Source organism: Xanthomonas sp. WHRI 7945, assembly GCF_035026585.1.
The window spans coordinates 19403-43248 of sequence record NZ_JAYIQP010000002.1; the positions used below are offsets into that span (position 1 = coordinate 19403).

General features: G+C 68.2%; 14 protein-coding genes. 10 read left to right on the plus strand and 4 right to left on the minus strand.

The genetic code is table 11. The features are described from left to right. Positions 1-435: 435 nt before the first annotated feature. The 6 genes from VDQ83_RS02080 to VDQ83_RS02105 all read left to right on the plus strand — a co-directional run bounded on the left by VDQ83_RS02080 (position 436) and on the right by VDQ83_RS02105 (position 10648). A complete protein-coding gene (locus VDQ83_RS02080) occupies positions 436-3372 on the plus strand; it encodes a VIT domain-containing protein (RefSeq protein WP_455433690.1) in 2937 nt (978 codons plus the stop codon). Positions 3373-3423: 51 nt separating this feature from the next. Next, positions 3424-4320 carry a LytTR family DNA-binding domain-containing protein gene (locus VDQ83_RS02085; RefSeq protein ID WP_455433691.1) on the plus strand — a complete coding sequence of 299 codons (897 nt, stop codon included), beginning with the start codon at positions 3424-3426 and terminating at the stop codon, positions 4318-4320. Positions 4321-4435: 115 nt separating this feature from the next. Beyond that, a protein-coding gene (gene prfB / locus VDQ83_RS02090) for a peptide chain release factor 2 (protein WP_263398200.1) occupies positions 4436-5561 on the plus strand; the annotation gives its coding sequence in 2 pieces (ribosomal slippage) (positions 4436-4510 and positions 4512-5561; 1125 coding nt in all). Positions 5562-5657: 96 nt separating this feature from the next. Next, the gene (gene lysS / locus VDQ83_RS02095) at positions 5658-7175 is read left to right on the plus strand and encodes a lysine--tRNA ligase (RefSeq protein WP_455433692.1); all 1518 of its coding nucleotides are present in this window, start codon (positions 5658-5660) and stop codon (positions 7173-7175) included. Between the two features lie 165 nt (positions 7176-7340). Next, a complete protein-coding gene (locus VDQ83_RS02100; RefSeq protein ID WP_309915620.1) occupies positions 7341-8483 on the plus strand; it encodes an HD-GYP domain-containing protein in 1143 nt (380 codons plus the stop codon). Then, positions 8480-10648 carry an ATP-binding protein gene (locus VDQ83_RS02105; protein WP_455433693.1) on the plus strand — a complete coding sequence of 723 codons (2169 nt, stop codon included), beginning with the start codon at positions 8480-8482 and terminating at the stop codon, positions 10646-10648. The genes VDQ83_RS02100 and VDQ83_RS02105 overlap by 4 nt, the downstream gene beginning before the upstream one ends. A 48-nt stretch (positions 10649-10696) precedes the next feature. Here the strand turns inward: VDQ83_RS02105 and VDQ83_RS02110 are convergent, their stop codons facing one another. Both VDQ83_RS02110 and VDQ83_RS02115 read right to left on the minus strand, forming a co-directional pair. After that, on the minus strand, positions 10697-11572 hold the full coding sequence (locus tag VDQ83_RS02110; RefSeq protein ID WP_455433694.1) for a crotonase/enoyl-CoA hydratase family protein: 876 nt from the start codon (positions 11570-11572) through the stop codon (positions 10697-10699). Positions 11573-11823: 251 nt separating this feature from the next. After that, positions 11824-13512 carry a long-chain fatty acid--CoA ligase gene (locus VDQ83_RS02115; RefSeq protein WP_309915629.1) on the minus strand — a complete coding sequence of 563 codons (1689 nt, stop codon included), beginning with the start codon at positions 13510-13512 and terminating at the stop codon, positions 11824-11826. Positions 13513-13656: 144 nt separating this feature from the next. Between VDQ83_RS02115 and VDQ83_RS02120 the strand changes: the two genes are divergently transcribed. Next, positions 13657-14055: a Cif family virulence factor gene (locus tag VDQ83_RS02120; RefSeq protein ID WP_309915632.1), complete on the plus strand. Its 399-nt coding sequence runs from the start codon at positions 13657-13659 to the stop codon at positions 14053-14055. Positions 14056-14239: 184 nt separating this feature from the next. Here the strand turns inward: VDQ83_RS02120 and acnA are convergent, their stop codons facing one another. Beyond that, the gene (gene acnA / locus VDQ83_RS02125; RefSeq protein ID WP_455433695.1) at positions 14240-17008 is read right to left on the minus strand and encodes an aconitate hydratase AcnA; all 2769 of its coding nucleotides are present in this window, start codon (positions 17006-17008) and stop codon (positions 14240-14242) included. A 147-nt stretch (positions 17009-17155) separates the two neighbouring features. Between acnA and VDQ83_RS02130 the strand changes: the two genes are divergently transcribed. From VDQ83_RS02130 to acnB, 3 genes are read left to right on the plus strand one after another with little or no spacing between them, the layout of a single operon-like run. Continuing rightward, on the plus strand, positions 17156-17413 hold the full coding sequence (locus VDQ83_RS02130) for an AbrB/MazE/SpoVT family DNA-binding domain-containing protein (protein ID WP_455433696.1): 258 nt from the start codon (positions 17156-17158) through the stop codon (positions 17411-17413). Next, positions 17410-17817, plus strand: coding sequence for a type II toxin-antitoxin system VapC family toxin (locus VDQ83_RS02135; protein ID WP_309915640.1), 408 nt, complete (start codon positions 17410-17412; stop codon positions 17815-17817). Before VDQ83_RS02130 ends, VDQ83_RS02135 begins: the two co-directional genes overlap by 4 nt. A 52-nt stretch (positions 17818-17869) precedes the next feature. Then, positions 17870-20461, plus strand: a complete 2592-nt coding sequence (gene acnB, locus VDQ83_RS02140) for a bifunctional aconitate hydratase 2/2-methylisocitrate dehydratase (RefSeq protein WP_455433697.1) — start codon at positions 17870-17872, stop codon at positions 20459-20461. A gap of 426 nt (positions 20462-20887) precedes the next feature. On the opposite strand, the gene VDQ83_RS02145 is transcribed toward acnB, so the two are convergent. Beyond that, the gene (locus VDQ83_RS02145) at positions 20888-23809 is read right to left on the minus strand and encodes a diguanylate cyclase (RefSeq protein ID WP_455433698.1); all 2922 of its coding nucleotides are present in this window, start codon (positions 23807-23809) and stop codon (positions 20888-20890) included. Positions 23810-23846 lie beyond the last annotated feature (37 nt).

Genomic DNA, 23846 nt, shown 5'->3' on the forward strand with positions numbered 1-23846 from the left:
TTGGGGAGAGGGTACGGCGCGAAGCGACTCGCTGTGTTTGGGTGCACGAGGCTGCGCCCATACCCTCATCCGCCCCTTCGGGGCACCTTCCCCCGAAAAGGGGCCATGGTCCCGGTGGGAGAAGGGAATAGCCGAGCGCGCATAGCCCCTCTCCCCTCGGGAGAGGGGTTGGGGTGAGGGTACGGCGCGAAAGCGACTCGCTGAGTTTGGGTGCACGAGGCTGCGCCCGTACCCTCATCCGGCCCTGCGGGCCACCTTCTCCCGTTGGGAGAAGGAACAAGCCAGCCGCTCTCCCGGGAGACGGGTTGGCTGAAGATAGGATCAGTCGCATCGATGCAAGGCTCAGAGGTCCAAACACACCGCGCGAAGATTCTGGATAACCCCACCGCGCCGCACCGGACGTTCAAGCTATACCGTCCCATCAAGGAGTGATCCATGCCGTACGTCGCGCGCAAAGGCCTGTGCTTGCTGTTGTTCTCGGTGTTGTCGGCCATCGCCGCACCGGCCTGGGCGCAAACCGCGCCAACGCAGCACCTCCTCGCCCCGCTACTGAAGACCGACCGAGGCGAGCGCCCGGTCGAACTACGCTCGGCGACGGTGAGCGCGCATGCCGCGGCCGGCCTGGCCGAGACCACGGTGGAACTGGTGTTCTTCAATCCCAACGCGCGCGTGCTGGAAGGGCAACTGGCGTTCCCGCTGCGCGACGGGCAGCAGATCAGCGGTTTCGCGCTGGACATCGACGGACAGATGCGCGATGCGGTACCGGTGCCCAAGGCGCGCGGACGCCAGGTGTTCGAGGCGATCGAACGGCGCGGCGTGGACCCCGGCCTGGTCGAGCAGACCGCCGGCAATCAGTTCCAGTTGCGGCTGTATCCGATCCCCGCGCACGGCAGCCGCCGCGTGCGCCTGGTCTATCGCGAATCGCTGGCGCGCACTGCGGCGGGCTGGCAGTGGCGCCTGCCGCTGGGCTATGCGGCCAGCGCGCAGTCGCTGCGCCTGCAGCTGAGCACGCAGGCGGCAGCGGTCGATGCCGCGGCGCTGCCGGCCGGCCTGCGCCTGCTGTCGACGCCCGGCGGCTATGCGGCGGCGTGGTCCGGAACGCCAACCCAACTGCCGAAGGAACTGGTGCTGTCGTTGCGCGCGACCAGCGATCCGCGCGTCGCGGTCGGCAGCCATGACGGCCAGCGCTATTTCCAGGCGCTGGTGCCGATCGCCGATCTGCGTGCCGCGCGTCCGCTGCCGCAACGCATCGGCCTGCTGTGGGACGCGTCCGGGTCGGCGCGGCAGCGCGACATTCCCGCCGAACTGGCCTTGCTGCAGCGCTATTTCGCCGCGGTCGGCAACGCGCAGGTGGATCTGCTCGTACTGCGCGACCGCGCCGAGGCGCCACGCCGCTTCCAGGTCCGTGACGGCGACTGGAGCGCGTTGCAGGCGACGCTGCAGGGCCTGCAGCCGGACGGCGCCAGCGCGTTGGGCGATTGGCGGCCGGCGGCGGAGGTGCAGGAGTATCTGTTGTTCAGCGATGGCCTGGGCAACTACGGTGCGCAGGCCTTGCCGGCGCTGGCGCCGGGCCAGCGCCTGTACGCGGTCGAGTCGGCCGGCGCCCATGCCGATGCCGCGCGCCTGGCGGCGTCGGCGGAAGCACGCGGCGGCCGCTTGATCGCGTTGCACGGCATGCAAGGCGTGCGGCAGGCCAGCGAGCGGCTGCTGCAGCGCGGCGGCGAACTGGTCGCGCTGCAGGGCGAGGGCGTCGCCGACCTGGTCGCCGACTCCCGCCATGCCGACGACGGCTACCTGCGGATCGCCGGTCGCCTGCTTGCCGACACTGCGACGCTGCAACTGGAGATCGCCACCGCCTCCAGCACGCGCCGGCTGCGTCTGCCGTTGCGCGGCGCCAGCGAAGTACCGGGCGATCTGGTGCCGGGCGCCTGGGCGCGGGCCATGCTGCGCAGCCTGGCCGCCGATCCGCTCGGCGACGCCGCGCGCCGCCAGCAACTGGCCAGCCGCTTCGGCCTGGTCAGCGCCGACACCTCGCTGCTGGTGCTGGAGAACGTCGACGACTACGTGCGCTATGCGATCGCGCCGCCGCCGGCGCTGCGCGAGGCGGTCGCACGCGCGCAGGCGCAGCGCCAGCAGGAACAGGGCGAACAGCGCAAGCAACGTATCGACCACGTCGCCGGGGAGTTCGCGCAGCGCATCGCTTGGTGGCAGCGCACGTTCCCGAAGAACGCACCGCCGCAGGCCAAGCCGCAAGGCGAGCAGGGCGATGCCCGCCTGCAGCGGCGCGACGGCGTTTCGCGGCCCGCGCCGGCGATGGCCATGGCGCCGCCGCCGGCACCCGCCGCGCCGATGCAGGTGGCAGAGTCTGCGGCGCTGGAGGCGGTGGCCGTCAGCGGCGCGGTCGCGGCATCGAATGGCGACGCGACGGACGCCTATGCGCGTGTCGGCGCGTCCGCGCCCACCACGATCTCGCTGGCCTTGCAGCCCTGGCAGCCGGACTCGCCGTACGCCCGGCGCCTGCGCGCCGCGGCGCCGGATGCGGTCTATCCGCTGTACCTGAGCGAGCGCGCGGCGCATGCCGACAGCGTGGCGTTCTATCTGGACGTGGCCGACGTGCTGTTCGAACGCGGCCAGCGCGACCTGGCGCTGCGCGTGCTGTCCAACCTGGCCGAGCTGCAGCTGGAGAACCGCCACGTGCTGCGCGTGCTCGGCTACCGATTGCTGCAGGCGGGCAGGGCGGACCTGGCGGTGCCGGTGTTCGAGCAGGTGCTGCGGCTGGGCGAGGAGGAGCCGCAGAGCTTCCGCGACCTGGGCCTGGCCCAGGCCGCGGCGGGCGACGAGCAGGCCGCGATCGAGCAGCTGTACCAGGTGGTCGCGCGCGATTGGGATCCGCGCTTCGACGGCGTGGCGCTGATCGCCTTGAACGAGTTGAACGCGATCGTGGCGCGGGCGCAGCGCCCGCTGCAGACCGGTTTCGTCGACCCGCGCCTGCTGCGCAACCTGCCGCTGGACCTGCGCGTGGTGCTGAACTGGGACAGCGACAACAGCGACATGGACCTGTGGGTGACCGATCCCAACGGCGAGCGTTGCTACTACGCGCACCGTTCGACCTACCAGGGCGGGCAGCTGTCGCAGGACTTCACCGGCGGCTACGGGCCGGAAGAGTTCTCGCTGCGCCGGGCCAAGCCGGGCAAGTACAAGGTGGAGGCGAACTTCTTCGGCGACCGCCAGCCGCTGGTAACCGGCGCCACCACCTTGCACCTGCAGCTGAGCACCGGCTGGGGCGGCGCCACGCAGCGCGACCAGCAGGTGACGCTGCGGCTGAAGGACAAGAAGGACACGATCCTGGTCGGCGAGTTCGAGGTGCGCTGACAGCGCCGCCGCGCCGACCATCGCCCGATGGCCGGCGCGTTAAAATGCGGCATGTCCGAATCGCCAAGCCCCAGCGTCTACTCCCGTTTCCTGCCCTGGCGCCGCAGCTTCGAGATCGGCTTCTGGGTCGCGCTGACCCTGGTCAACGGCATCGCCAACAGCATCACCGTGCTGATCGACATCCGCCGTACCGGGCTGCACTTCGCGGCGTGGGAGCCGGCGTTGTGGGAATGGTCCAGCGGCCTGGTGTTCCTGCTGAGCGTGCCGCTGCTGGTGCTGCTGACCCGGCGCTACCCGCTGCACTGGGACAACTGGCGGCGCCGGCTGCCGGCCTACCTGCTCGGCAGCGTCGCGCTGTCGGTGCTGCACGTGCTGGGGATGGTCGCGATCCGCAGCGTGGTCTATCGCCTGCAGGGCCTGCACTACGACTTCGGTCCCTGGCCGCAGGGGCTGGCCTACGAATACCTGAAGGACGTGCGCAGCCTGGCCTCGATGCTGCTGTGCGTGGAGATGTACCGCTTCCTGCTGCGCCGCTGGCAGGGCGAGGCGGCCTTGCTCGGCGCGCCCGACGAAGGCCCGCCGGTGGAGTCGCTGGAGCGTCCCGAGCGCTTCCTGGTGCGCAAGCTCGGCCGCGATTTCCTGGTCGCCGCCGCCGACATCGAGTGGCTGCAGGCCTCGGGCAACTACGTCAACCTGCGCGTGCGCGGCCACGACTACCCGCTGCGCAGCACCATGGCCGCGATCGAGGCCAGGCTCGATCCGGCGCGGTTCGTGCGCATCCACCGCAGCTACATGGTCAACCTGGCGTGCGTGGTCTCGATCGAGCCGCTGGATGCGGGCGAGGCGCGCGTGCACCTGCGCGACGGCAGCCATGTGCCGTGCAGCCGCCGCTACCGCGCCGCCCTGCGCGCGGCGGCCGGGGAGGGCGAGGCCGCGCTCGCCGAGTGATCGGCGCGGCGCTCGGGCTGGGCGGGCCGCCGGCGCGCTGTGGCGCGGCGGCCGGAATTGCCAGACCGGAATTGCTAGAATCGCGCTCTTGTCTGCCGTTTGTCGGAATACCGCCATGATCGAACTCAATCCCATCCGCCACCGCATCGCCGATCTGTCCGATCGGGTGCTGTCGCTCCGGGGGTTTCTTTGACTACGACGTCAAGAAGGAACGCCTAGAGGAAGTCACCCGGGAACTGGAAAATCCCGATGTCTGGAACGACCCCGAGCGCGCCCAGGGCCTGGGCCGCGAGCGCTCCAATCTGGAGAAGACCGTCGGCGGCATCGCCAGCGTGCTCGACGGGCTGAACGAGGCGCTGGAGTTCCTTGAACTGGCCGAGAGCGAGGACGACGAGGACACCGCGCTGGCGGTGGTCGCCGATGTCGAACGCTTCCAGGCGCACGTGGAGAAGCTGGAATTCCAGCGCATGTTCTCCGGGCAGATGGACGCCAGCAACGCCTTCGTCGACATCCAGGCCGGCGCCGGCGGCACCGAGGCGCAGGACTGGGCCGAGATCCTGCTGCGCATGTACCTGCGCTGGTGCGAATCGCGCGGCTGGAAGACCGAGCTGATGGAAGTGTCCGGCGGCGAAGTGGCCGGCATCAAGTCGGCCACGCTGCGCGTGGAAGGCGATTTCGCCTATGGCTGGCTGAAGACCGAGACCGGCGTGCACCGGCTGGTGCGCAAGTCGCCGTTCGATTCGGACAACCGCCGCCACACCAGCTTCACCTCGGTGTTCGTGTCGCCGGAAGTGGACGACAACATCGACATCGACATCAACCCGGCCGACCTGCGCACCGACGTCTACCGCTCCTCCGGCGCCGGCGGCCAGCACGTCAACAAGACCGAGTCGGCGGTGCGCATCACCCACATCCCGACCAACATCGTCGTGGCCTGCCAGACCGGGCGCAGCCAGCACCAGAACCGCGACAACGCGATGAAGATGCTCGCCGCCAAGCTGTACGAGCTGGAGATCCAGAAGCGCAACGCCGAGCGCGATGCGGTCGAGGCGACCAAGTCGGACATCGGCTGGGGCAGCCAGATCCGCAACTACGTGCTCGACCAGAGCCGGATCAAGGACCTGCGCACCGGCATCGAACGCACCGACACGCAGAAGGTGCTGGACGGCGACCTGGACGAATTCGTCGAGGCCAGCCTCAAGTCCGGCCTGGAAGTCGGCGCCAAACGCAGCGACGCCTGAACCGTCGGCCTCCGCCCGCCGTGGCGGAGGCCGGCCACGCGGCGCGGCACCCGCATCTGCTGCATCCTCTCCCTTCTTCCCCGCGTACCCATTCCCATGACCGAGCAGACCCCCGCGCCGTCCCTTCCCGCCGACGAGAACGGCCTCATCGCCGAACGCCGCGCCAAGCTGGGGGCGTTGCGCGCGCAGGGCGTGGCGTATCCGAACGATTTCCGCCGCCACGACTTCGCCGGCGACCTGCAGGCCGAGTTCGCCGACGCCGAGCGCTGGAGCGCCGAGGCGCTGGAGGCCGAAGGCCGCAGCCTGCGCCTGGCCGGGCGCCTGCTGGCCAAGCGGGTGATGGGCAAGGCCAGCTTCGTGCAGTTGCAGGACGAGTCCGGGCGCATCCAGCTGTTCCTGCAGGCCAACGCGCTGGGCGCGGCCTACGACGCGTTCAAGGGCTGGGACATCGGCGACATCATCGGCGTGGAGGGCGGGCTGACCCGCACCAAGACCGGCGAGCTGTCGGTCAAGGCGACCGCGCTGCGGCTGCTGACCAAGGCGCTGCGCCCGCTGCCGGACAAGTGGCACGGCCTGTCCGACGTGGAGCAGCGCTACCGCCAGCGCTACGTCGACCTGATCGTGTCGCCGGAGGCGCGCGAGGTGTTCGTCAAGCGCTCCAAGATCATCCGCGCGATGCGCGCCTGGCTGGACGCGCGCCGCTTCCTGGAAGTGGAGACGCCGATGATGCATTACATCCCCGGCGGCGCCACCGCCAAGCCGTTCACCACCCACCACAATGCGCTGGATCTGGACCTGTACCTGCGCGTGGCGCCGGAGCTGTACCTGAAGCGGCTGGTGGTCGGCGGCCTGGAACGCGTCTACGAGATCAACCGCAACTTCCGCAACGAAGGCGTCAGTACCCGGCACAATCCAGAATTCACCATGATGGAGCTGTACGAGGCCTACGCCACGTACCACGAGGTGATGGACCTGACCGAGAACGTGATCCGCGACGTGGCCCAGGAGGTGCTCGGCACCACCCAGGTGCATTGGGACGGCGCCGACATCGACCTGACGCCGGCATTCCGCCGCTGGCGCATGGACGAGGCGGTGCGCCACCACAATCCGCAGATCAGCGCCGCCGACTGCACCGACCGCGACGCCCTGCTGCGCCACTGCGAGCGGCTGAAGATCCGCACCAAGCCGTCCTACGGCTGGGGCAAGCTGCTGCTGGAGATCTTCGAGGCCACCGTCGAGCACACCCTGATCCAGCCGACCTTCATCACCGATCATCCGGTCGAGGTGTCGCCGCTGGCCCGTTCCAGCGACACCGAGCCGGGCTACACCGACCGCTTCGAGCTGTTCATCAACGGCAAGGAGATCGCCAACGGTTTCTCCGAGCTCAACGATCCGGAAGACCAGGCGGCCCGATTCCAGGCCCAGGTGGCGGCGAAGGAGGGCGGCGACGACGAGGCCATGCACTTCGATGCCGACTACATCCGCGCTCTGGAAGTCGGCCTGCCGCCGACCGGCGGCCTGGGCATCGGCATCGACCGGCTGGTAATGTTGCTGACTGGCAGCAACTCGATCCGTGACGTGCTGCTGTTTCCGTACATGCGTCCGGAGGCTTAATCTAACCAGGGCGATGCGGCCCTGGCGCGGTTCTTGTATCGGGCGTCGGCAAGCAGGCGGTTGGCACGCCGGCTGAAGTGAGGCGAGCGGGTCGGCGTGGCCGGCACCGGAGCGTTTCCCGTTGTTGTCTCAGCAGCCCGGTACGCGTGGGCGGGAGGGTCGCAGATGCAAGGTGCCAGCATGAGCCTGTCCGGAGTATCCTCCAGCGGGGACCGCCCGGACTGGGCGGAGGGGACGGACAATCGCTTGAATATCGTCATCGTCGACGATCAGACGTCCGCGCGCACGATGCTGCGCCACGTGATCGAGGACGTCGCCCCGGAACTGACCGTACGCGACTTCGGCGACTCGCAGGCCGCACTGGCCTGGTGCGAGGCCGGCAAGGTCGACCTGTTGCTGCTCGACTACCGCATGCCCGGCATGGACGGGCTGGAATTCGCGCGCCGGTTGCGGCGCCAGCCCAAGCATCGCGACATCCCGATCATCCTGATCACCGTGGTCGGCGACGAGCCGATCCGCCAGGCCGCGCTGGAAGCCGGGGTCATCGACTTCCTGGTCAAGCCGATCCGCCCGCGCGAACTGCGCGCGCGCTGCCACAACCTGCTGCAGCTGCGGCTGCAGAGCGAGAACATCAAGCAGCGCGCGATGTCGCTGGAGCAGCGCCTGCTGGCCAGCATGCGCGAAGTCGAGGAACGCGAGCGCGAGACCCTGTCGCGGCTGGCGCGGGCGATCGAGTACCGCGATGCCGGGACCAGCGCCTACCTGGAGCGGATGGCGCACGTGGCCGGCCTGATCGCCGAGCAGCTCGGCCTGTCCGAAGACGAGGTGAGGGTCATCGAAATGGCGGCGAGCCTGCACGACATGGGCAAGATCGCCATTCCCGATGCGGTGCTGCTCAAGCCCGGCAAGCTCAACGAGGAGGAGATGGCGGTGATGCGCATGCACCCGCGCATCGGCTACGAACTGCTCAGCGGCAGCCAGAACCGCTTCATCCAGGTCGGCGCGCTGATCGCGCTGCGCCACCATGAGCGGTACGATGGCAGCGGTTACCCCGACGGGCTGGTCGGCGAAGCGATCCCGCTGGAAGCGCGGATCGTCGCGGTCGCCGACGTCTTCGACGCGCTGATCTCGCCGCGTCCCTACAAGGAAGCATGGACCATGGACGCGACCCTCGCCTACCTCTACGCGCAACGCGGCCGCCTGTTCGACCCGCGCTGCGTCGACGCGCTGTTCCGCGGGCGCGAGCAGCTGCACATGATCTGCGAGAAATTCTCGACGGCGTCGGTCCGGCCGGGGTCGGCGTTGTGAAACGGCGGCTGCAGTGGATCCACGGCCGCCTGCGACAGCGCTCCGATACCGAACATGGTCAGACGCTGATCCGGGTCGGCATCTTCGTAGGCGTCATCGTCTGCATGATGGTCGCCGAAAAGCTCGGCTATCTCGCGCCCGACGTCTACCTGACCTCGGTGTTGATGAGTGGGGTCGGTGTCCTTGTCGGCTTGGCCCTGTTTGCGGCGATCCTGGCCAGGCCCGAGAAATCCAACGCGCGCCGCATCGTCGGCATGGTGACCGACTATGGGCTGATGACGGTAGCGATGATCCTCCAGGGAGAACCGCTGGCCTGGCTGTACGTCATCATCATGTGGGTCACGGTCGGCAACGGCCTGCGCTACGGAAACCGCTACCTGATCGGCGCCGTCGTCTCCGCCTGCATCAGCTTCGGTTGCGTGATCCTGCTCAATGGCTACTGGCGCGAGAACATGACGCTCAGCGTCGGTCTGTGGGCCGGCCTCATCGCCATTCCCATGTACCTGTCGGGTCTGTTGCGCCAGCTGACGCGCGCAACTGCCGAGGCGCGGCGCGCCAGCGAGGCCAAGAGCCGTTTCCTGGCCAATATGAGCCATGAATTCCGCACGCCATTGAATGGCTTGTCAGGCATGACCGAAGTGCTGGCTACCACCAAGCTCGATGCCGAACAGCGTGAGTGCGTCGGCACCATCCAGGCGTCGGCACGCAGTCTGCTTTCCTTGGTGGAGGAGGTGCTGGATATTTCCGCCATCGAGGCGGGCAAGATCCGGACCGAGAAGCACGATTTCTCGCTACGGGAGACGTTGGCGCAGATCGGATTGATCCTGCAGCCGCAGGCGCGCGCCAAGACGCTCGGCTATCACCTTGAGGTCGCGGCCGATGTTCCCGACAACGTGCGCGGCGATGCGGGCCATCTGCGGCAGATCCTGCTGAACCTGGCGGGCAATGCGATCAAGTTTACCGATATCGGGCGCGTGGATATCCGGGTCCGGGTCCAGCGCAACGACGCCGGGGAGCCGTTCCGTCTGAGTTTCGACATCATCGACACCGGCATCGGCGTGCCGCCATCCATGCGCCCGCGCCTGTTCGAGGCCTTCGAGCAGGCCGATGTGGGTTTGTCCCGGCGTTACGAGGGCACGGGGCTGGGCACCACGATTGCAAAAGGCCTGGTGGAATCGATGGGAGGCAGCATCGGCTATCAGGAGAATCCGCCCCGGGGTAGTCACTTCTGGTTCGAGTTACCGTTCGAGGCTGCCCTCGCTTCGCCGCTTTCCACTCATGTCCCAGAGGAGGGCCCAGCCGAGGAGCGCGTCTCGCAGAGCGGCAATATCATCGCGTTCACCGACCCGTTCTTGCGGCATCGCGCACGTGTCCGCAGCATGCGCATCCTGGTCGCCGACGACCATGCCGCCAATCGCATGGTGCTGCAGCGGTTGCTGCAGAAGGCCGGGCATCGCGCGATCTGTCTAGAGGGTGCGGAAGCCGTGCTCGATGCGCTTGCCGAGACCGACTTCGACGCCGTTATCGTCGATCTGCACATGCCGGGAATGAGCGGCCTGGACATGCTCAAACAATTGCGGGTCATGCAGGCAGGCCGGCCGCGGACCCCGGTCGTGGTTCTCAGTGCGGACGTCACCCCGGAATCGATCCATCGCTGCGAACAAGCCGGAGCGCATACCTTCCTGGCCAAGCCGGTGGTGGCATCGAGGCTGCTGGATACGCTGACGGATATCGCCACCGACGGCAGATTGCGCTCCTCCGAGCCGCAGTCGCGCCCGAAGCTTGCCGTGGAGGGCGTGCTGGATTCGTCCGTGCTGGACGAATTGGCGGGCCTTGGCATGGGCGAAGGGTTCGAGCGCGAATTCATTTCCCAATGCCTCAACGACGCCGACGGCTGCCTTGGCGGGATGCAGATAGCTGGCGAGTCCGAAAATTGGGACCGATTGAGGGAACATGCGCACGCGGTGAAAGGCGTGGCCAGCAACTTGGGGCTGGTAAAGATGGCCAGCCTGGGTGGCGACCTGATGAGGATGGCCGATTGGCAGATGCGGAGCGAATGGAAGCAATGCCTTGCCGCACTCAACGCCAGCCTCACCGAGGGGAAGGAGGTGCTGGACATGCGGGCGTTGCAGAGCAACAAGCAGGATGGCAACGAATTGCGGTGAGGAAAGCCCGGCGTTCGTGCCGGGCCGGCCCCCTCCGGTGTAGGGCTTCTATGCGAGCGCGGCGAGACTCTGCGCGCGCCGGGTCTGGGCGCGGACCACGCGATCCATCGTGCGTAGCGACTTGTCATCGAGCGCAAGTGCTGTGTCCACCCAGAGTTCGGTGATCGCCATCAGTTCCTGCAGTGGCACCTGTTGCGAGATCTGGCGCGCGGCATTCATCGCCAGATAGGACAGACTGCTACGTTTCTGGTTGCGAATCAGCTCCTCGACCGCAGCCTTTCCTTCGCCCTTTGGCACCAAGATGTCGACCACGCCGAGCGCGTGCATCTGTTCGCTGCTGTAGACCGTTCCTTCCAGAATGATCCTCTCCGCCAGTTGCGGCGGGACGCGCTTGCATAGGAACGAATATGCGCCCATGCCCGGGAACAGGCCGAACATGACTTCGGGCAAGCCCATGCCGATACCTTCTTCGGCCACGATGGTGTGGCATGCCAGCGCCATTTCCAACCCACCGCCCAGCGCATCGCCTTGCAGCAGCGCGATGGTACGCACGTCGCCGCCCAGTCCGGTATGCAGGATGTGCACACCTTCCACGCAGCGCTTGGCGTAGGCGAGCAAGCCAGCCCTGTCCCGCAAGCGGATGAGCTGAGTGAACAGTTCCAGATCTCCGCCGAGGTTGAAGACGTTCGCATCGGAGGCCAGCACGAAATGTCGGAGCTGCTTGCGTCCCGGTGCGTCGCCTCCGCCCAGAGTGATGGCGTCGGTGAAGTTCCACATGTCGTCGAGCAGATCGTCCCGAAAGCAGGGACGGGAGCCGCTGGCGGCATCGTGATGCATGAACATCCAATGCACGTTGCCGTCGGCACTCGACTCAACGCGGATGGTGGGGAAGCTCGGGTTGAAGAAGCGTTTGTCGACGTTCATGGGATTTCCTCGGTTTGTGGGCAGCGAAACGGCGTGCGCTAAGGCAAAGGAGCGGCGCGCGAGCCGATGCTACACCTACGTAAACCGGGGATTGGCGAGCGTCTGGACGGGATATTCACGTCTGCCTGGCATGCGTGGCTGCTGAAGCCAGAGGGCTTTCCGGCGGTGCGGCAACCGCTGAGATCGTCCTCCCGACAAGACGGAGCGTGCTCCGCCTGCCGGGGGTGGGCCGTAGCCCACGCGAATCGGCTCTATTGAGCGTTTGGAACGTTGTCGCGCAGCTCCCGCCGCAGGATCTTGCCGACATTGGTCTTGGGCAGTTCCTTGCGGAACTCGACGATGCGCGGGTGCTTGTAGCCGGTCAGGTTGGCGCGGGCGTGGGCCTTGACGTCCTCGGCGGTGAGGTTGGGGTCCTTCTTGACGATGACCACCTTGACCACTTCGCCGGATTTCTCGTCCGGCACCCCGACCGCGGCCACTTCCAGCACGCCGGGCATCATCGCGATCACGTCCTCGACCTCGTTCGGGTACACGTTGAAGCCGGAGACCAGGATCATGTCCTTCTTGCGGTCGACGATGTAGAAGAAGCCCTGCGGATCCATCCGCGCCATGTCGCCGGTGTGCAGCCAGCCGTCGGCATCGACCGCGCCGGCGGTCTCTTCCGGGCGCCGCCAGTAGCCCTTCATCACCTGCGGCCCCTTGATGCACAGCTCGCCGACCTCGCCGGGCGCCAGGGTCTGGCCCTGGTCGTCCTTGACGCATGCGTCGGTGGACGGGATCGGCAGGCCGATGGCGCCGTTGTATTCCTGCAGCGTCAGCGGGTTGATGCAGGCCGCGGGCGAGGTCTCGGTCAACCCGTAGGCCTCGACCAGGGTCACTCCGGTCACCTGCTTCCAGCGCTCGGCCACGGCGCGCTGCACCGCCATGCCGCCGCCCAGGGTGAACTTCAGTGCCGAGAAATCCACCTTGTCGAAGCCGGGCGTGTTGAGCAGGCCGTTGAACAGCGTGTTGACCCCGGTGAAGGCGGTGAAGCGGGTCTTCTGCAACTCTTTGACGAAGCCGGGCATGTCGCGCGGATTGCTGATCAGGTGGTTGAGGCCGCCGAGCTTCATGAACACCAGGCCGTTCGCGGTCAGCGCGAAGATGTGGTACAGCGGCAGCGCGGTGATGATGACTTCCTTGCCTTCCTCCAACTTGCCGGACGCGGCGATCCAGGCGCCGGCCTGCAGCATGTTCGCGACCAGGTTGCGGTGGGTCAGCATCGCGCCCTTGGCCACCCCGGTGGTGCCGCCGGTGTACTGCAGGAACGCGATGTCGTCCGGGTCGATGTCCAGCTGCGGCAGCGTGTGCAGGCGGCCCAGGGTGAGCGTGTCGCGGAAGCGCACCGCGTTGGGGATGTCGTAGTCGGGCACCAGCTTCTTGACGTACTTCAGCACGAAGTTGACCAGCGCGCCCTTCGGGAAGCCGAGCATGTCGCCCAGGCCGGTGGTGATGACCTGCTTGAGCGGGGTGTCGGCCAGCACTTCCTGCACGGTCTTGCCGAAGTTGTCGATCACCACGATCGCGCTGGCGCCCGAGTCGATCAGCTGGTGGCGCAGTTCGCGCGGCGTGTACAGCGGATTGACGTTGACCACGGTCATGCCGGCCAGCAGCACGCCGAAGGTGGCGATCGGGTACTGCAGGCAGTTGGGCATCATCAGCGCGACGCGGTCGCCCTTCTTGAGCTGCAACTCGCCGAGCAGGTAGGCGGCGAAATGCCGGGCCAGTTCGCCGGCCTCGCGGTAGGTCAGGGTCTTGCCGAAGTTGCTGTAGGCCGGGCGGTCGCCGAACTTGGCGACGGAAGTTTCGAACACCGCTGCGACGGATCGGTACTCATTGACGTCGATCTCGGCGGGAATGCCGGCCGGATAACTCTGCAACCACGGACGTTCCTGACTCATGTACTCCCCCCTCGTGTGGAATGCTGCCGCACGCCGACGCAACGCTGCGGCGTGGCGAGTGGCAGGATACCGTTCCGCATGGAAAAGGCGAAACCGAGGAGGAATCCGGTGCGACAGGCGATGGCGTGGGGATGGGGATGCGCGATGGCGCTGGCGTTGCTCGGCTGCCAGCGCGATTCGGCGGAACAGCGGCTGCGCAAGGACATGGCCGCCATGCAGGCGGCGGTGGAGGAACGCCGGCCGCGCGAGGCGATGGCGGCGGTGGCCGACGATTTCGTCGGCGAGGCGGGGATGGATCGTGCTGCGCTGCACAACCTGTTGCGCGCGCAATTCCTGGCCAACGCGCGGATCGGCGTGAGCACCGGGCCGCTGTCGATCCAGTTGCAGGGCAGCGACGCCACGGTGCGTTTCGATGCCGTGGTCAGCGGCGGCGACGGACGTCTATTGCCGGAGCGGATGCAACGCTATGCGGTGGTCACGGGCTGGCGCGAGCAGGATGGCCAGTGGCGGTTGCGGCATGCGCAATGGAGCGCGGCACCGTAACGGCGCAAAGTGTGCGTGTGCGCTGACGGCTATCGCCCCGTTGCGAGAACAGGGCGCCTTCGCTATCGATGTAACCGAACTGCACTTCGAACGTCGTGCCACGAAATCGGATCGTACAAGGCCGCGCGCTTTTGCGTGAGTGCGCCACGCGGCGCCGGGTAGGGCGCCGCGCGCGGCTGCAGCCTCAGGCGGCCTTGCGCGCCGCCAGCTGGCGCAGCACGTATTGCAGCAGGCCGCCGTGCTTGAAGTACTCCACTTCTTTCGGCGTCAGCAGCAGCACCTTGACCTGGAACTGCTTGACGCTGCCGTCGGCCTTCTTCGCATCGACGGTGGCGCGCTTGCTGGCGCCGTCCTGCAACCCGGTGATGTCGAACACCTCCGAGCCATCCAGGCCCAGCGACTGCGCGTTCTCGTTGTCCAGGAACTGCAGCGGCAGCACGCCCATGCCGACCAGGTTGGAGCGATGGATGCGCTCGAAGCTCTCGGCGATCACCGCCTTGACCCCGAGCAGGTTGGTGCCCTTGGCCGCCCAGTCGCGCGAGGAACCGGTGCCGTATTCCTTGCCGGCCACGACCACCAGCGGCACGCCGTCGGCCTTGTACTTCATCGCCGCGTCGTAGATCGCCAGTTTCTCCGGCTGCGCACCGTCCGGTCCGCGGTACAGCGTGTTGCCGCCTTCCTCGCCGCCGAACATCAGGTTCTTGATGCGGATGTTGGCGAAGGTGCCGCGCACCATCACGTCGTCGTTGCCGCGGCGGCTGCCGTAGCTGTTGAAGTCGGCCGGCTGCACGCCGCGTTCCTGCAGGAAGCGGCCCGCCGGCGAATCCTTCTTGATGTTGCCGGCCGGGGAGATGTGGTCGGTGGTGATCGAGTCGCCGAACAGGCCGAGCACGCGCGCGCCGTGCACGTCGTCGACGGTGCCGACCTGCATGGTCATGCCGTCGAAGTAGGGCGGATTCTTGATGTAGGTGGAGGCGGCGTCCCAGGCGTACAGCTCGCCGTCGGGCGAAGCGATCGCGGCCCAGCGGCTGTCGCCCTTGAACACGTCGGCGTAGTTCTGCTTGAACATCTCCGGGCCGACGGTGGCGGCGATGGTGTCGCCGATCTCCTTGTTGCTCGGCCAGATGTCGCGCAGGTACACCGGCTCACCGTCGCTGCCCACGCCGAGCGGGTCGCGGCTCAGGTCGATGTCGGTGGTGCCGGCGATGGCGTAGGCGACTACCAGCGGCGGCGAGGCCAGGTAGTTCATCTTCACTTCCGGGTGCACGCGGCCTTCGAAGTTGCGGTTGCCCGACAGCACCGAGGCCACCACCAGGTCGTCCCTGGCGATCGCCGCCGACACGTCCTCCGGCAGCGGGCCGGAATTGCCGATGCAGGTGGTGCAGCCGTAGCCGACCACGTAGAAGCCGAGCTTCTCCAGGTCGTCCATCACCCCGGCCTTCTTCAGGTAGTCGGTGACCACCAGCGAGCCCGGCCCGAGCGAGGTCTTGACCCACGGCTGCGCCTTCAGGCCCTTGGCCACGGCGTTGCGCGCCAGCAATCCGGCGCCGAGCATCACCGCCGGGTTGGAGGTGTTGGTGCAGGAGGTGATCGCGGCGATCACCACCGAGCCGTCGCGCAGCTGCCAGCCGGCGCCGCTGTCTTCGGCGGTCTCGGCCTGCGAGGCCTTGGCGCCCACCGCGGTGCCGCCGCCGCCTTCGTTCTTGAGCCGGTCTTCCTGCTTCAGGTCGCTGCGGCGCTTGTGCCGCGCTTCGGCGAACGGCACCAGGTTGTCGCGGAAATTGCGCTGCATGTCTTCCAGCAGCACCCGGTCCTGCGGGCGCTTGGGCCCGGCCAGCGACGGCTTGACCTCGGCCATGTCCAGCTCCAGCGTGGCGCTGTAGGCGGCGTGCGCGGTGTCGGCGTCGTGCCACAGGCCCTGCGCCTTGGCATAGGCCTCGACCAGCGCGATCTGCTCTTCGCTGCGCCCGGACAGGCGCAGGTAGGTCAGCGATTCGGCATCGACCGGGAAGATGCCGCAGGTGGCGCCGTACTCCGGGGCCATGTTGCCGATGGTGGCGCGGTCGGCCAGCGGCAGGTGCTGCAGGCCGTCGCCGAAGAACTCGACGAACTTGCCGACCACGCCGTGCTTGCGCAGCATCTGCGTCACCGTCAGCACCAGGTCGGTGGCGGTGGCGCCTTCGGGCAGCCTGCCGGTCAGCTTGAAGCCGACCACCTGCGGGATCAGCATCGACGAGGGCTGGCCGAGCATCGCCGCTTCGGCCTCGATGCCGCCCACGCCCCAGCCGAGCACGCCGATGCCGTTGATCATGGTGGTATGGCTGTCGGTGCCGAACACCGTGTCCGGATAGGCGATCGCTTCGCCGTCGCGCTCGGCGGTCATCACCACCCGCGCCAGGTGTTCCAGGTTGACCTGGTGCACGATGCCGGTGTTCGGCGGCACCACCTTGAAGTTGTCGAACGCCTTCTGCCCCCAGCGCAGGAAGCCGTAGCGTTCCATGTTGCGCTGGAATTCGATCTTGCCGTTGAGGTCGAGCGCGTCGGCCTTGCCGAACACGTCCACCTGCACCGAATGGTCGATCACCAGTTCCGAGGGGATCAGCGGGTTGATCTGCTCCGGGCGTCCGCCGAGCTTGACCACCGCATCGCGCATCGCCGCCAGGTCGACCACGCACGGCACACCGGTGAAGTCCTGCAGCACTACCCGCGCCGGCATGAACGCGATCTCGGTGTCCGGCTCGGCCTTGGGGTCCCACTTGGCCACCGCCTCGATGTGGTCCTTGCCCACGGTCACGCCGCCATCTTCGTGGCGCAGCAGGTTTTCCAGCAGGATCTTCAGCGAGTAGGGCAGGCGGCCGATGTCGAAGCGCTCGGCGAGCTTGGGCAGGCTGTAGTAGGCGTAGCGTTTGCCGTTGACCTCGAGCGAGGTACGGGTGGAGAAGGAATCGCTCATCACGGAACTCCTATGGCGTCGCGGCTGTAGGGACTGCGGTCATTCTGACCCATTCAGTGTGTATGGAGGGTGTTACCGGCGCTGTATGCGGGCTTGAGTATGACGCTTCAAGTATGTAAAATTCGTGCATACCTTGTGGAGGCCACCATGGAAGCCACCGTCGCCGAGCGCGGTCAGATCACCTTGCCCAAGGCCGTGCGCGATGCGCTGGGCCTGAGCAAGGGCACCATCCTGAAGGTGGAGCTGGACGGCGGCCGCATCATCCTGCGCAAGAGCGTGGACGATGCGATCTCGCGCGCGCGCGGCCGCTTCAAGCTCGACGGCTTCGCCAGCACCGACGAGGCGATGCGCGCGATCCGCGGCCGCGCGCCGGGCGATCCGTTCGAGCCCGACACCACGGCATGATCGCGATCGACTCGTCCGTGCTGGTGGACCTGCTGGCCGACGGCCCGCAGGCCGACGCCACCGAGGCCTGCCTGCGCCAGTGCCTGAGCACCGGCCCTGTGGTGGTGTGCGACATCGTCCTGGCCGAGGTGTGCAGCGCGCTGCGCGACGGCGCCGAGGCGCTGTCGGTGCTGGAGGACATGAGCATCCGCTTCAGCGCGCTGGAGGCCAAGTCGGCGTTGCGCGCCGGCGAGATGCAGCGCCGCTTCCGCGCCCGCGGCGGCAAGCGCGAGCGGGTGGTGGCCGATTTCCTGATCGGCGCCCATGCGCTGCTGCAATGCGATGGCCTGATCACCCGCGACGACGGTTTTTTCCGCGACTACTTCAAGGGCCTGAAGATCATCGTGCCCAAGCCGGCCGCCTGACGCCGCGCATCCGCTTACCGCTCATCCCCACCGAAATTCCCGGAGAACCCGCATGTTGGAAGCCTACCGCCACCACGTCGCAGAGCGCGCCGCGCTCGGAATCCCGCCGCTGCCGCTGAGCGCGCAGCAGACCGCCGAGGTCATCGAGCTGCTGAAGCAGCCGCCGGCCGGCGAGGAACAATTTCTGGTCGAGCTGCTGAGCCAGCGCGTGCCGGCCGGCGTCGACGACGCCGCCAAGGTCAAGGCCTCGTATCTGGCCGCGGTCGCCTTCGGCACCGAGAAGAGCGCGTTGATCAGCCCGACCCGCGCCACCGAACTGCTCGGCACCATGCTCGGCGGCTACAACATCCATCCGCTGATCGAGCTGCTGGACAACGCCGAGCTCGGCGCGGTCGCCGCCGAAGCCCTGAAGCACACCCTGCTGATCTTCGATGCGTTCCACGACGTGCAGGAAAAGGCCGAGGCCGGCAACGCGCACGCCAAGGCGGTGCTGCAGAGCTGGGCCGATGCCGAGTGGTTCACCAGCAAGCCGGAAGTGCCGCAGAGCCTGACCGTCACCGTGTTCAAGGTACCGGGCGAGACCAACACCGACGACCTGTCGCCGGCGCCGGACGCGACCACGCGCCCGGACATCCCCATGCACGCGTTGGCGATGCTGAAGAACAAGCGCGACGGCGCCGCGTTTGTGCCGGAAGAAGACGGCAAGCGCGGTCCGATCCAGGCCATCGCCGACCTCAAGGCCAAGGGCCACCTGGTCGCCTACGTCGGCGACGTGGTCGGCACCGGCTCCTCGCGCAAGTCGGCGACCAACTCGGTGCTGTGGTGGACCGGCGAGGACATTCCCTACATCCCGAACAAGCGCTTCGGCGGCGTGTGCCTGGGTTCGAAGATCGCGCCGATCTTCTACAACACCATGGAAGATGCCGGCGCGCTGCCGATCGAACTGGACGTGTCGCAGATGGAGCACGGCGACGTGGTCGAGCTGCGTCCGTACGACGGCAAGGCGCTGAAGAACGGCCAGGTGATCGCCGAATTCGCGATGAAGTCGGACGTGCTGTTCGACGAAGTGCGCGCCGGCGGCCGCATCCCGCTGATCGTCGGCCGCGGCCTGACCGCCAAGGCGCGCGAGTTCCTGGGCCTGCCGGCCTCGGACCTGTTCCGCCTGCCGATGGTGCCCGCCGATACCGGCAAGGGCTTCTCGCTGGCGCAGAAGATGGTCGGTCGCGCCTGCGGTCTGCCGGAAGGCAAGGGCATGCGTCCGGGCACCTACTGCGAACCGAAGATGACCTCGGTGGGCTCGCAGGACACCACCGGCCCGATGACCCGCGACGAGCTGAAGGACCTGGCCTGCCTGGGCTTCTCCGCCGACCTGGTGATGCAGTCGTTCTGCCACACCGCCGCGTATCCGAAGCCGGTCGACGTCAAGACCCACCACACCCTGCCGGAGTTCATCTCCACCCGCGGCGGCGTGTCGCTGCGTCCTGGCGACGGCGTGATCCACAGCTGGCTCAACCGCATGCTGCTGCCCGACACCGTCGGCACCGGCGGCGACTCGCACACCCGTTTCCCGATCGGCATTTCGTTCCCGGCCGGCTCCGGCCTGGTCGCCTTCGCCGCGGCCACCGGCGTGATGCCGCTGGACATGCCGGAAAGCGTGCTGGTGCGCTTCAAGGGCGAGATGCAGCCGGGCGTGACCCTGCGCGACCTGGTCAACGCGATCCCGCTGTACGCGATCAAGGACGGCCTGCTGACCGTGGCCAAGCAGGGCAAGAAGAACATCTTCTCCGGCCGCATCCTGGAGATCGAAGGCTTGCCGAACCTGAAGGTGGAGCAGGCGTTCGAGCTGTCCGACGCCTCGGCCGAGCGCTCCGCCGCCGGCTGCAGCGTGCGCCTGAACAAGGAGCCGATCGTCGAGTACCTCACCAGCAACATCACCCTGCTGCGCTGGATGATCGCCGAAGGCTACGCCGATGCGCGCACCCTGGGCCGCCGCATCAAGAAGATGGAAGAGTGGCTGGCCGATCCGCAGCTGCTCGAGCCCGATGCCGATGCCGAGTACGCCGCGGTAATCGAGATCGACCTGGCCGACATCCACGAGCCGATCGTGGCCTGCCCGAACGATCCGGACGACGTCAAGACGCTGTCGGACGTCGCCGGCGCGGCGATCGACGAGGTGTTCATCGGTTCGTGCATGACCAACATCGGCCACTTCCGCGCGGCGGCCAAGCTGCTGGAAGGCAAGCGCGACATCCCGACCCGGCTGTGGGTCGCGCCGCCGACCAAGATGGACGCCTCCGAGCTGACCAAGGAAGGCCACTACGGCACCTTCGGCGCGGCCGGCGCGCGCATGGAGATGCCGGGCTGCTCGCTGTGCATGGGCAACCAGGCGCAGGCGCGCGAGGGCGCCACGGTGTTCTCCACCTCCACCCGCAACTTCCCCAACCGGCTGGGCCGCAACACCAACGTGTATCTGGGCTCGGCGGAACTGGCGGCGATCTGCTCGCGCCTGGGCCGCATCCCGACCAAGGACGAATACATGGCCGACGTGGGCGTGATCAAGACCAGCGGCGAGCAGATCTACCGCTACATGAACTTCGACCAGATCCAGGAATACCAGGACGTGGCCGATACGGTCGCCGCCTGATCCTGGCGGTCGAGCGCTGTAACGAAAAGCCCGGCGATGCCGGGCTTTTTCGTTTGCGCTTGGCCCTGCAGCAGTCCAAAGCCCCTCTCCCCCCCCGGGAGAGGGGTTGGGGTGAGGGTACGGCGCGAAAGCGCCTCGCCGAGTTGGGTGCACGAGGCTGCGCCCGTACCCTCATCCGCCCCTGCGGGGCACCTTCTCCCGAGGGGAGAAGGGAACAGCCGCTTAGCCCCTCTCCCCTCGGGAGAGGGGTTGGGGTGAGGGTACGGACGCGAAGCGTCTCGCGAAGTTCGGTACATGAGGCTTCGCCCGTACCCTTATCAGCCCCTTCGGTTCGGTCGCGTCGTGCTGCGGGAGCGGTTCGCGTCTGGATCGGTTGCAGCGCCGGCCGACCGACTTCGTTGGTCGCGGTCGCGCAAAGACCTGCGCTCAGGCGCTTTCCACCCGGTTGCGGCCGTTTTCCTTGGCCCGGTACAGTGCCTGGTCGGCGAGGTCGGTCAGGCGCGTGCTCGACAGGTTGGCGCTCGGCCATTTGCTGGCGCAGCCGACGCTGACGGTCACCAGCCGATGGCTGGCGTCCGGTGCGTGCAGCACCGCGCAGTCCAGTACCGCCTGGCGCAGGCGTTCGCCGACGGCGAGCGCGGCGGCGGTATCGCAGCCGGGCAGCAGCGCCACGAATTCCTCGCCGCCGTAGCGCGCCAGCACGCCGTCCTCGCGCAGTTGCGCCGCCATCGCCAGGGCGACCGTGCGCAGGCACTCGTCGCCGGCCAGATGGCCGTAGTGGTCGTTGAAGCGCTTGAACTCGTCGATGTCGATCATCAGCAGCGACAACGGCCGCTGCTGCGCCTGCATCTGCTCCCACAAGCGCTGCTGGCTTTCGACGAAGTGGCGGTGGTTGGCGATGCCGGTGACCGGATCGCGCTGCGCCTGGTCGGCGAGGCGGCGGTTGGCCTGCTCCAGTTCGTGGGTGCGCGTGCGCACCAGCCGCGCCAGCAGGTCGCGGTGACGGCGTAGCCGGTAGCCGTGGACGCGCCAGCCGAGCAGCAGCGCGGCAATCAGCAACAGCACCGCCGCACCCCAGCTCAGCGGCGACAGGTACCACGGCGACGGCTGCCGGAAGCGCAGCCGTGCCGGCGTGGCCGACCAGGCGCCGGTGTCGCTGCGCGCGATGATCTCCAGCGTGCTGTCCTCCCACGGCAGCAGCGGGAAGTGCAGGCTGCGCTGTGCGCCGATGTCGGTCCAGGCCGGGTCCTGCCCGGGGCGCGTCAGGCGGTAGCGGAAGCGGGTCTTTTCCGGCGCGCTGAGGTTGATCGCGGTGAACTCCACTTCGATGTCGTGGCTGTGCGGCGGCAGGCGCAGTTCCGTCGCCAGCGGCACGCTGCGGCCACCGACGGCGAGCGACTGGATGCGCACCGGCGGCGCCTGCGCGCGGCGGCGGCCGAGCGCCAGCGGGTCGATCTCGGCGAAGCCGGAAATCAGCGGGAACCACAGCTTGCCGGCGCTGTCGCGCAGGCATGCCGGCTGGCCGCCGCCGTTGGTTTCGGCCGGCTCCAGGCCATCGCTTTCGGAAAAGCCGATCGCGCTCAGCTCCTGGCTGCCGCTGGCGGCCTTGGCCAGTTGCTCCGGCGGCAGCAGCGAAATGCCGCGGTTGCCGCTGAGCCATAGCCCGCCCTGCGCGTCGGCGACCATGCACGAGACTACGTCGTCGAACAGGCCGCTGCCGCGATCGAAGCGCTGCACGCGGCCGCCGGCGATGCGGTTGAGGCCGCCGCCGTAGGTGCCGATCCACAAGGTGCCGTCGGGCTGTTCGTACAGCGAGCGCACGAAGCGGCTGGACAGGCCGTTGGCGGTGCCCCAGCGTTCCACCACCCGCTGCCGCCGCCAGCGCACCACGCCTTCGCCGCCGGCCAGCCACAGCCCGCCTTGCTGCGCCGGCTGGATCAGGGTGACGCTGCCGGGCAGCCCGGGAATGGCCTGCGGCGTGCCGGTCTCGCCGCCGGCGCCGACCGCGATGGCATAGACGCCGTGGCCGCTGGCGACCAGCAGCTTGTTCTTGGCGGTGCGGTACAGGGCGCGGATCGGCAACTGGTCCGGCCAATGCGCGATCAGCCGCAGCGCCTGGCTGCGGTAGTCGTCGCTGTCGCGCGCCGCGCGGTCGTCCTGCGCGTCCGGCGCCAGATAGCCGACGCGGCCGTCCACGGTGCCGATCCACAGTCCGCCGGCCTCGTCGCGGTGCAGGGACCACACGCACTCGTTGCCGAGCGTGCGTTGCAGCGACCAACTGCGCAGGCGCCCGCTGGGCGCATCCCAGTGCCGCAGGCCGCCGCAGACGGTGCCCAGCCACAGGCCGCCGCTGCCGTCGCCGATCACCGGCAGGCCGGGCAGGTCCATGCCCTGCTGCGGATCGTTGAGCAGGCCGATGCGCGAGCGCGCGATGCGCAGCAGGCCGCGCGCGTTGCTGCCCAGCCACAGGTTGCCGTCGCGATCGTTGAGCAGGCTGTGCGCCGCCGGCAGCGCCGGGGTCGCCAGCGGGCGCAGCCCGGCGCCATCGTCGTCGTCGCGGAACACCCGGCCGTCGACATCCAGCGCCCACAGGCGTTGCTGCGCATCGCGCGCCAGCGCCTGCGCGCCGCGCACCGGCGCCGGCTGCGGCAGCCATTGCCGGCGCACCGTGTCGTAGCGGTGCAGGGCGCCGCCGGCGCCCACCCACAGCACGCTGCCTTCGCTGAAAAGGGAATTGATCCGGGTTTCCCCGGCCGGCAGCGGCACCGCCTGGCGCTGCCCGCGGCGCAGCCGCCACAGGCCTTGCCCGCCCAGATAGAGCTGCGCGTCGCCACCGAGCGCGGCGGCCATGTCCAGCGCCTGCGGATGGTGCTCGAGGGTGCGCAGCGTGCGCGGGTCGATCCGGTACGCGCCGGCGCTGCTCAGCACCCACACGCTGTGGTCGGCGGCGGCGACGAAGCGGCGGATCAGGCAGCGGCCGCCGCACACGTCCAGGCGCAGGAAGCGGCCGTCGCGATAGACGCTGACCCCGGCGTCCTCGCTGCCGATCCACAGCTGGCCGCGCGCGTCCTCGAACAGCTGCAGGATCCGGTCGCTGGACGGACCGCTGTCGGCCAGGCTGCGGTAGACGCTGAAGTCGCTGCCGTCGAAGCGCGCCAGTCCGCCGAAGGTGCCCAGCCACAGGAAGCCGTCGCGATCCTGCACGATCGCGTTCACCGAATTCTGCGGCAGGCCGTCGTCGGTGGAGAAGCGGCGCACGACCTCGGGATAGGCAGGGCGCAGCGTCTGCGCGGCGAGCGCGGCACTGGCGGACAGCAACAGCAGCGACAGCAGGAAGCGGATCGGCATTGCGCGAGAGCGATGAAAAAGTGATCCGGATCAAGCA

What these genes read in the sequence shown, in the direction of transcription:
- VDQ83_RS02145 (WP_455433698.1), bottom strand. Translation starts at nt 23,809, where the DNA reads ATGCCGATCCGCTTCCTGCTGTCGCTGCTGTTGCTGTCCGCCAGTGCC.
- VDQ83_RS02110 (WP_455433694.1), bottom strand. Translation starts at nt 11,572, where the DNA reads ATGAACGTCGACAAACGCTTCTTCAACCCGAGCTTCCCCACCATCCGC.
- VDQ83_RS02115 (WP_309915629.1), bottom strand. Translation starts at nt 13,512, where the DNA reads ATGAGTCAGGAACGTCCGTGGTTGCAGAGTTATCCGGCCGGCATTCCC.
- lysS (WP_455433692.1), top strand. Translation starts at nt 5,658, where the DNA reads ATGACCGAGCAGACCCCCGCGCCGTCCCTTCCCGCCGACGAGAACGGC.
- VDQ83_RS02135 (WP_309915640.1), top strand. Translation starts at nt 17,410, where the DNA reads ATGATCGCGATCGACTCGTCCGTGCTGGTGGACCTGCTGGCCGACGGC.
- VDQ83_RS02120 (WP_309915632.1), top strand. Translation starts at nt 13,657, where the DNA reads ATGGCGCTGGCGTTGCTCGGCTGCCAGCGCGATTCGGCGGAACAGCGG.
- VDQ83_RS02100 (WP_309915620.1), top strand. Translation starts at nt 7,341, where the DNA reads ATGCAAGGTGCCAGCATGAGCCTGTCCGGAGTATCCTCCAGCGGGGAC.
- VDQ83_RS02085 (WP_455433691.1), top strand. Translation starts at nt 3,424, where the DNA reads ATGTCCGAATCGCCAAGCCCCAGCGTCTACTCCCGTTTCCTGCCCTGG.
- acnB (WP_455433697.1), top strand. Translation starts at nt 17,870, where the DNA reads ATGTTGGAAGCCTACCGCCACCACGTCGCAGAGCGCGCCGCGCTCGGA.
- VDQ83_RS02130 (WP_455433696.1), top strand. Translation starts at nt 17,156, where the DNA reads ATGGAAGCCACCGTCGCCGAGCGCGGTCAGATCACCTTGCCCAAGGCC.
- VDQ83_RS02080 (WP_455433690.1), top strand. Translation starts at nt 436, where the DNA reads ATGCCGTACGTCGCGCGCAAAGGCCTGTGCTTGCTGTTGTTCTCGGTG.
- acnA (WP_455433695.1), bottom strand. Translation starts at nt 17,008, where the DNA reads ATGAGCGATTCCTTCTCCACCCGTACCTCGCTCGAGGTCAACGGCAAA.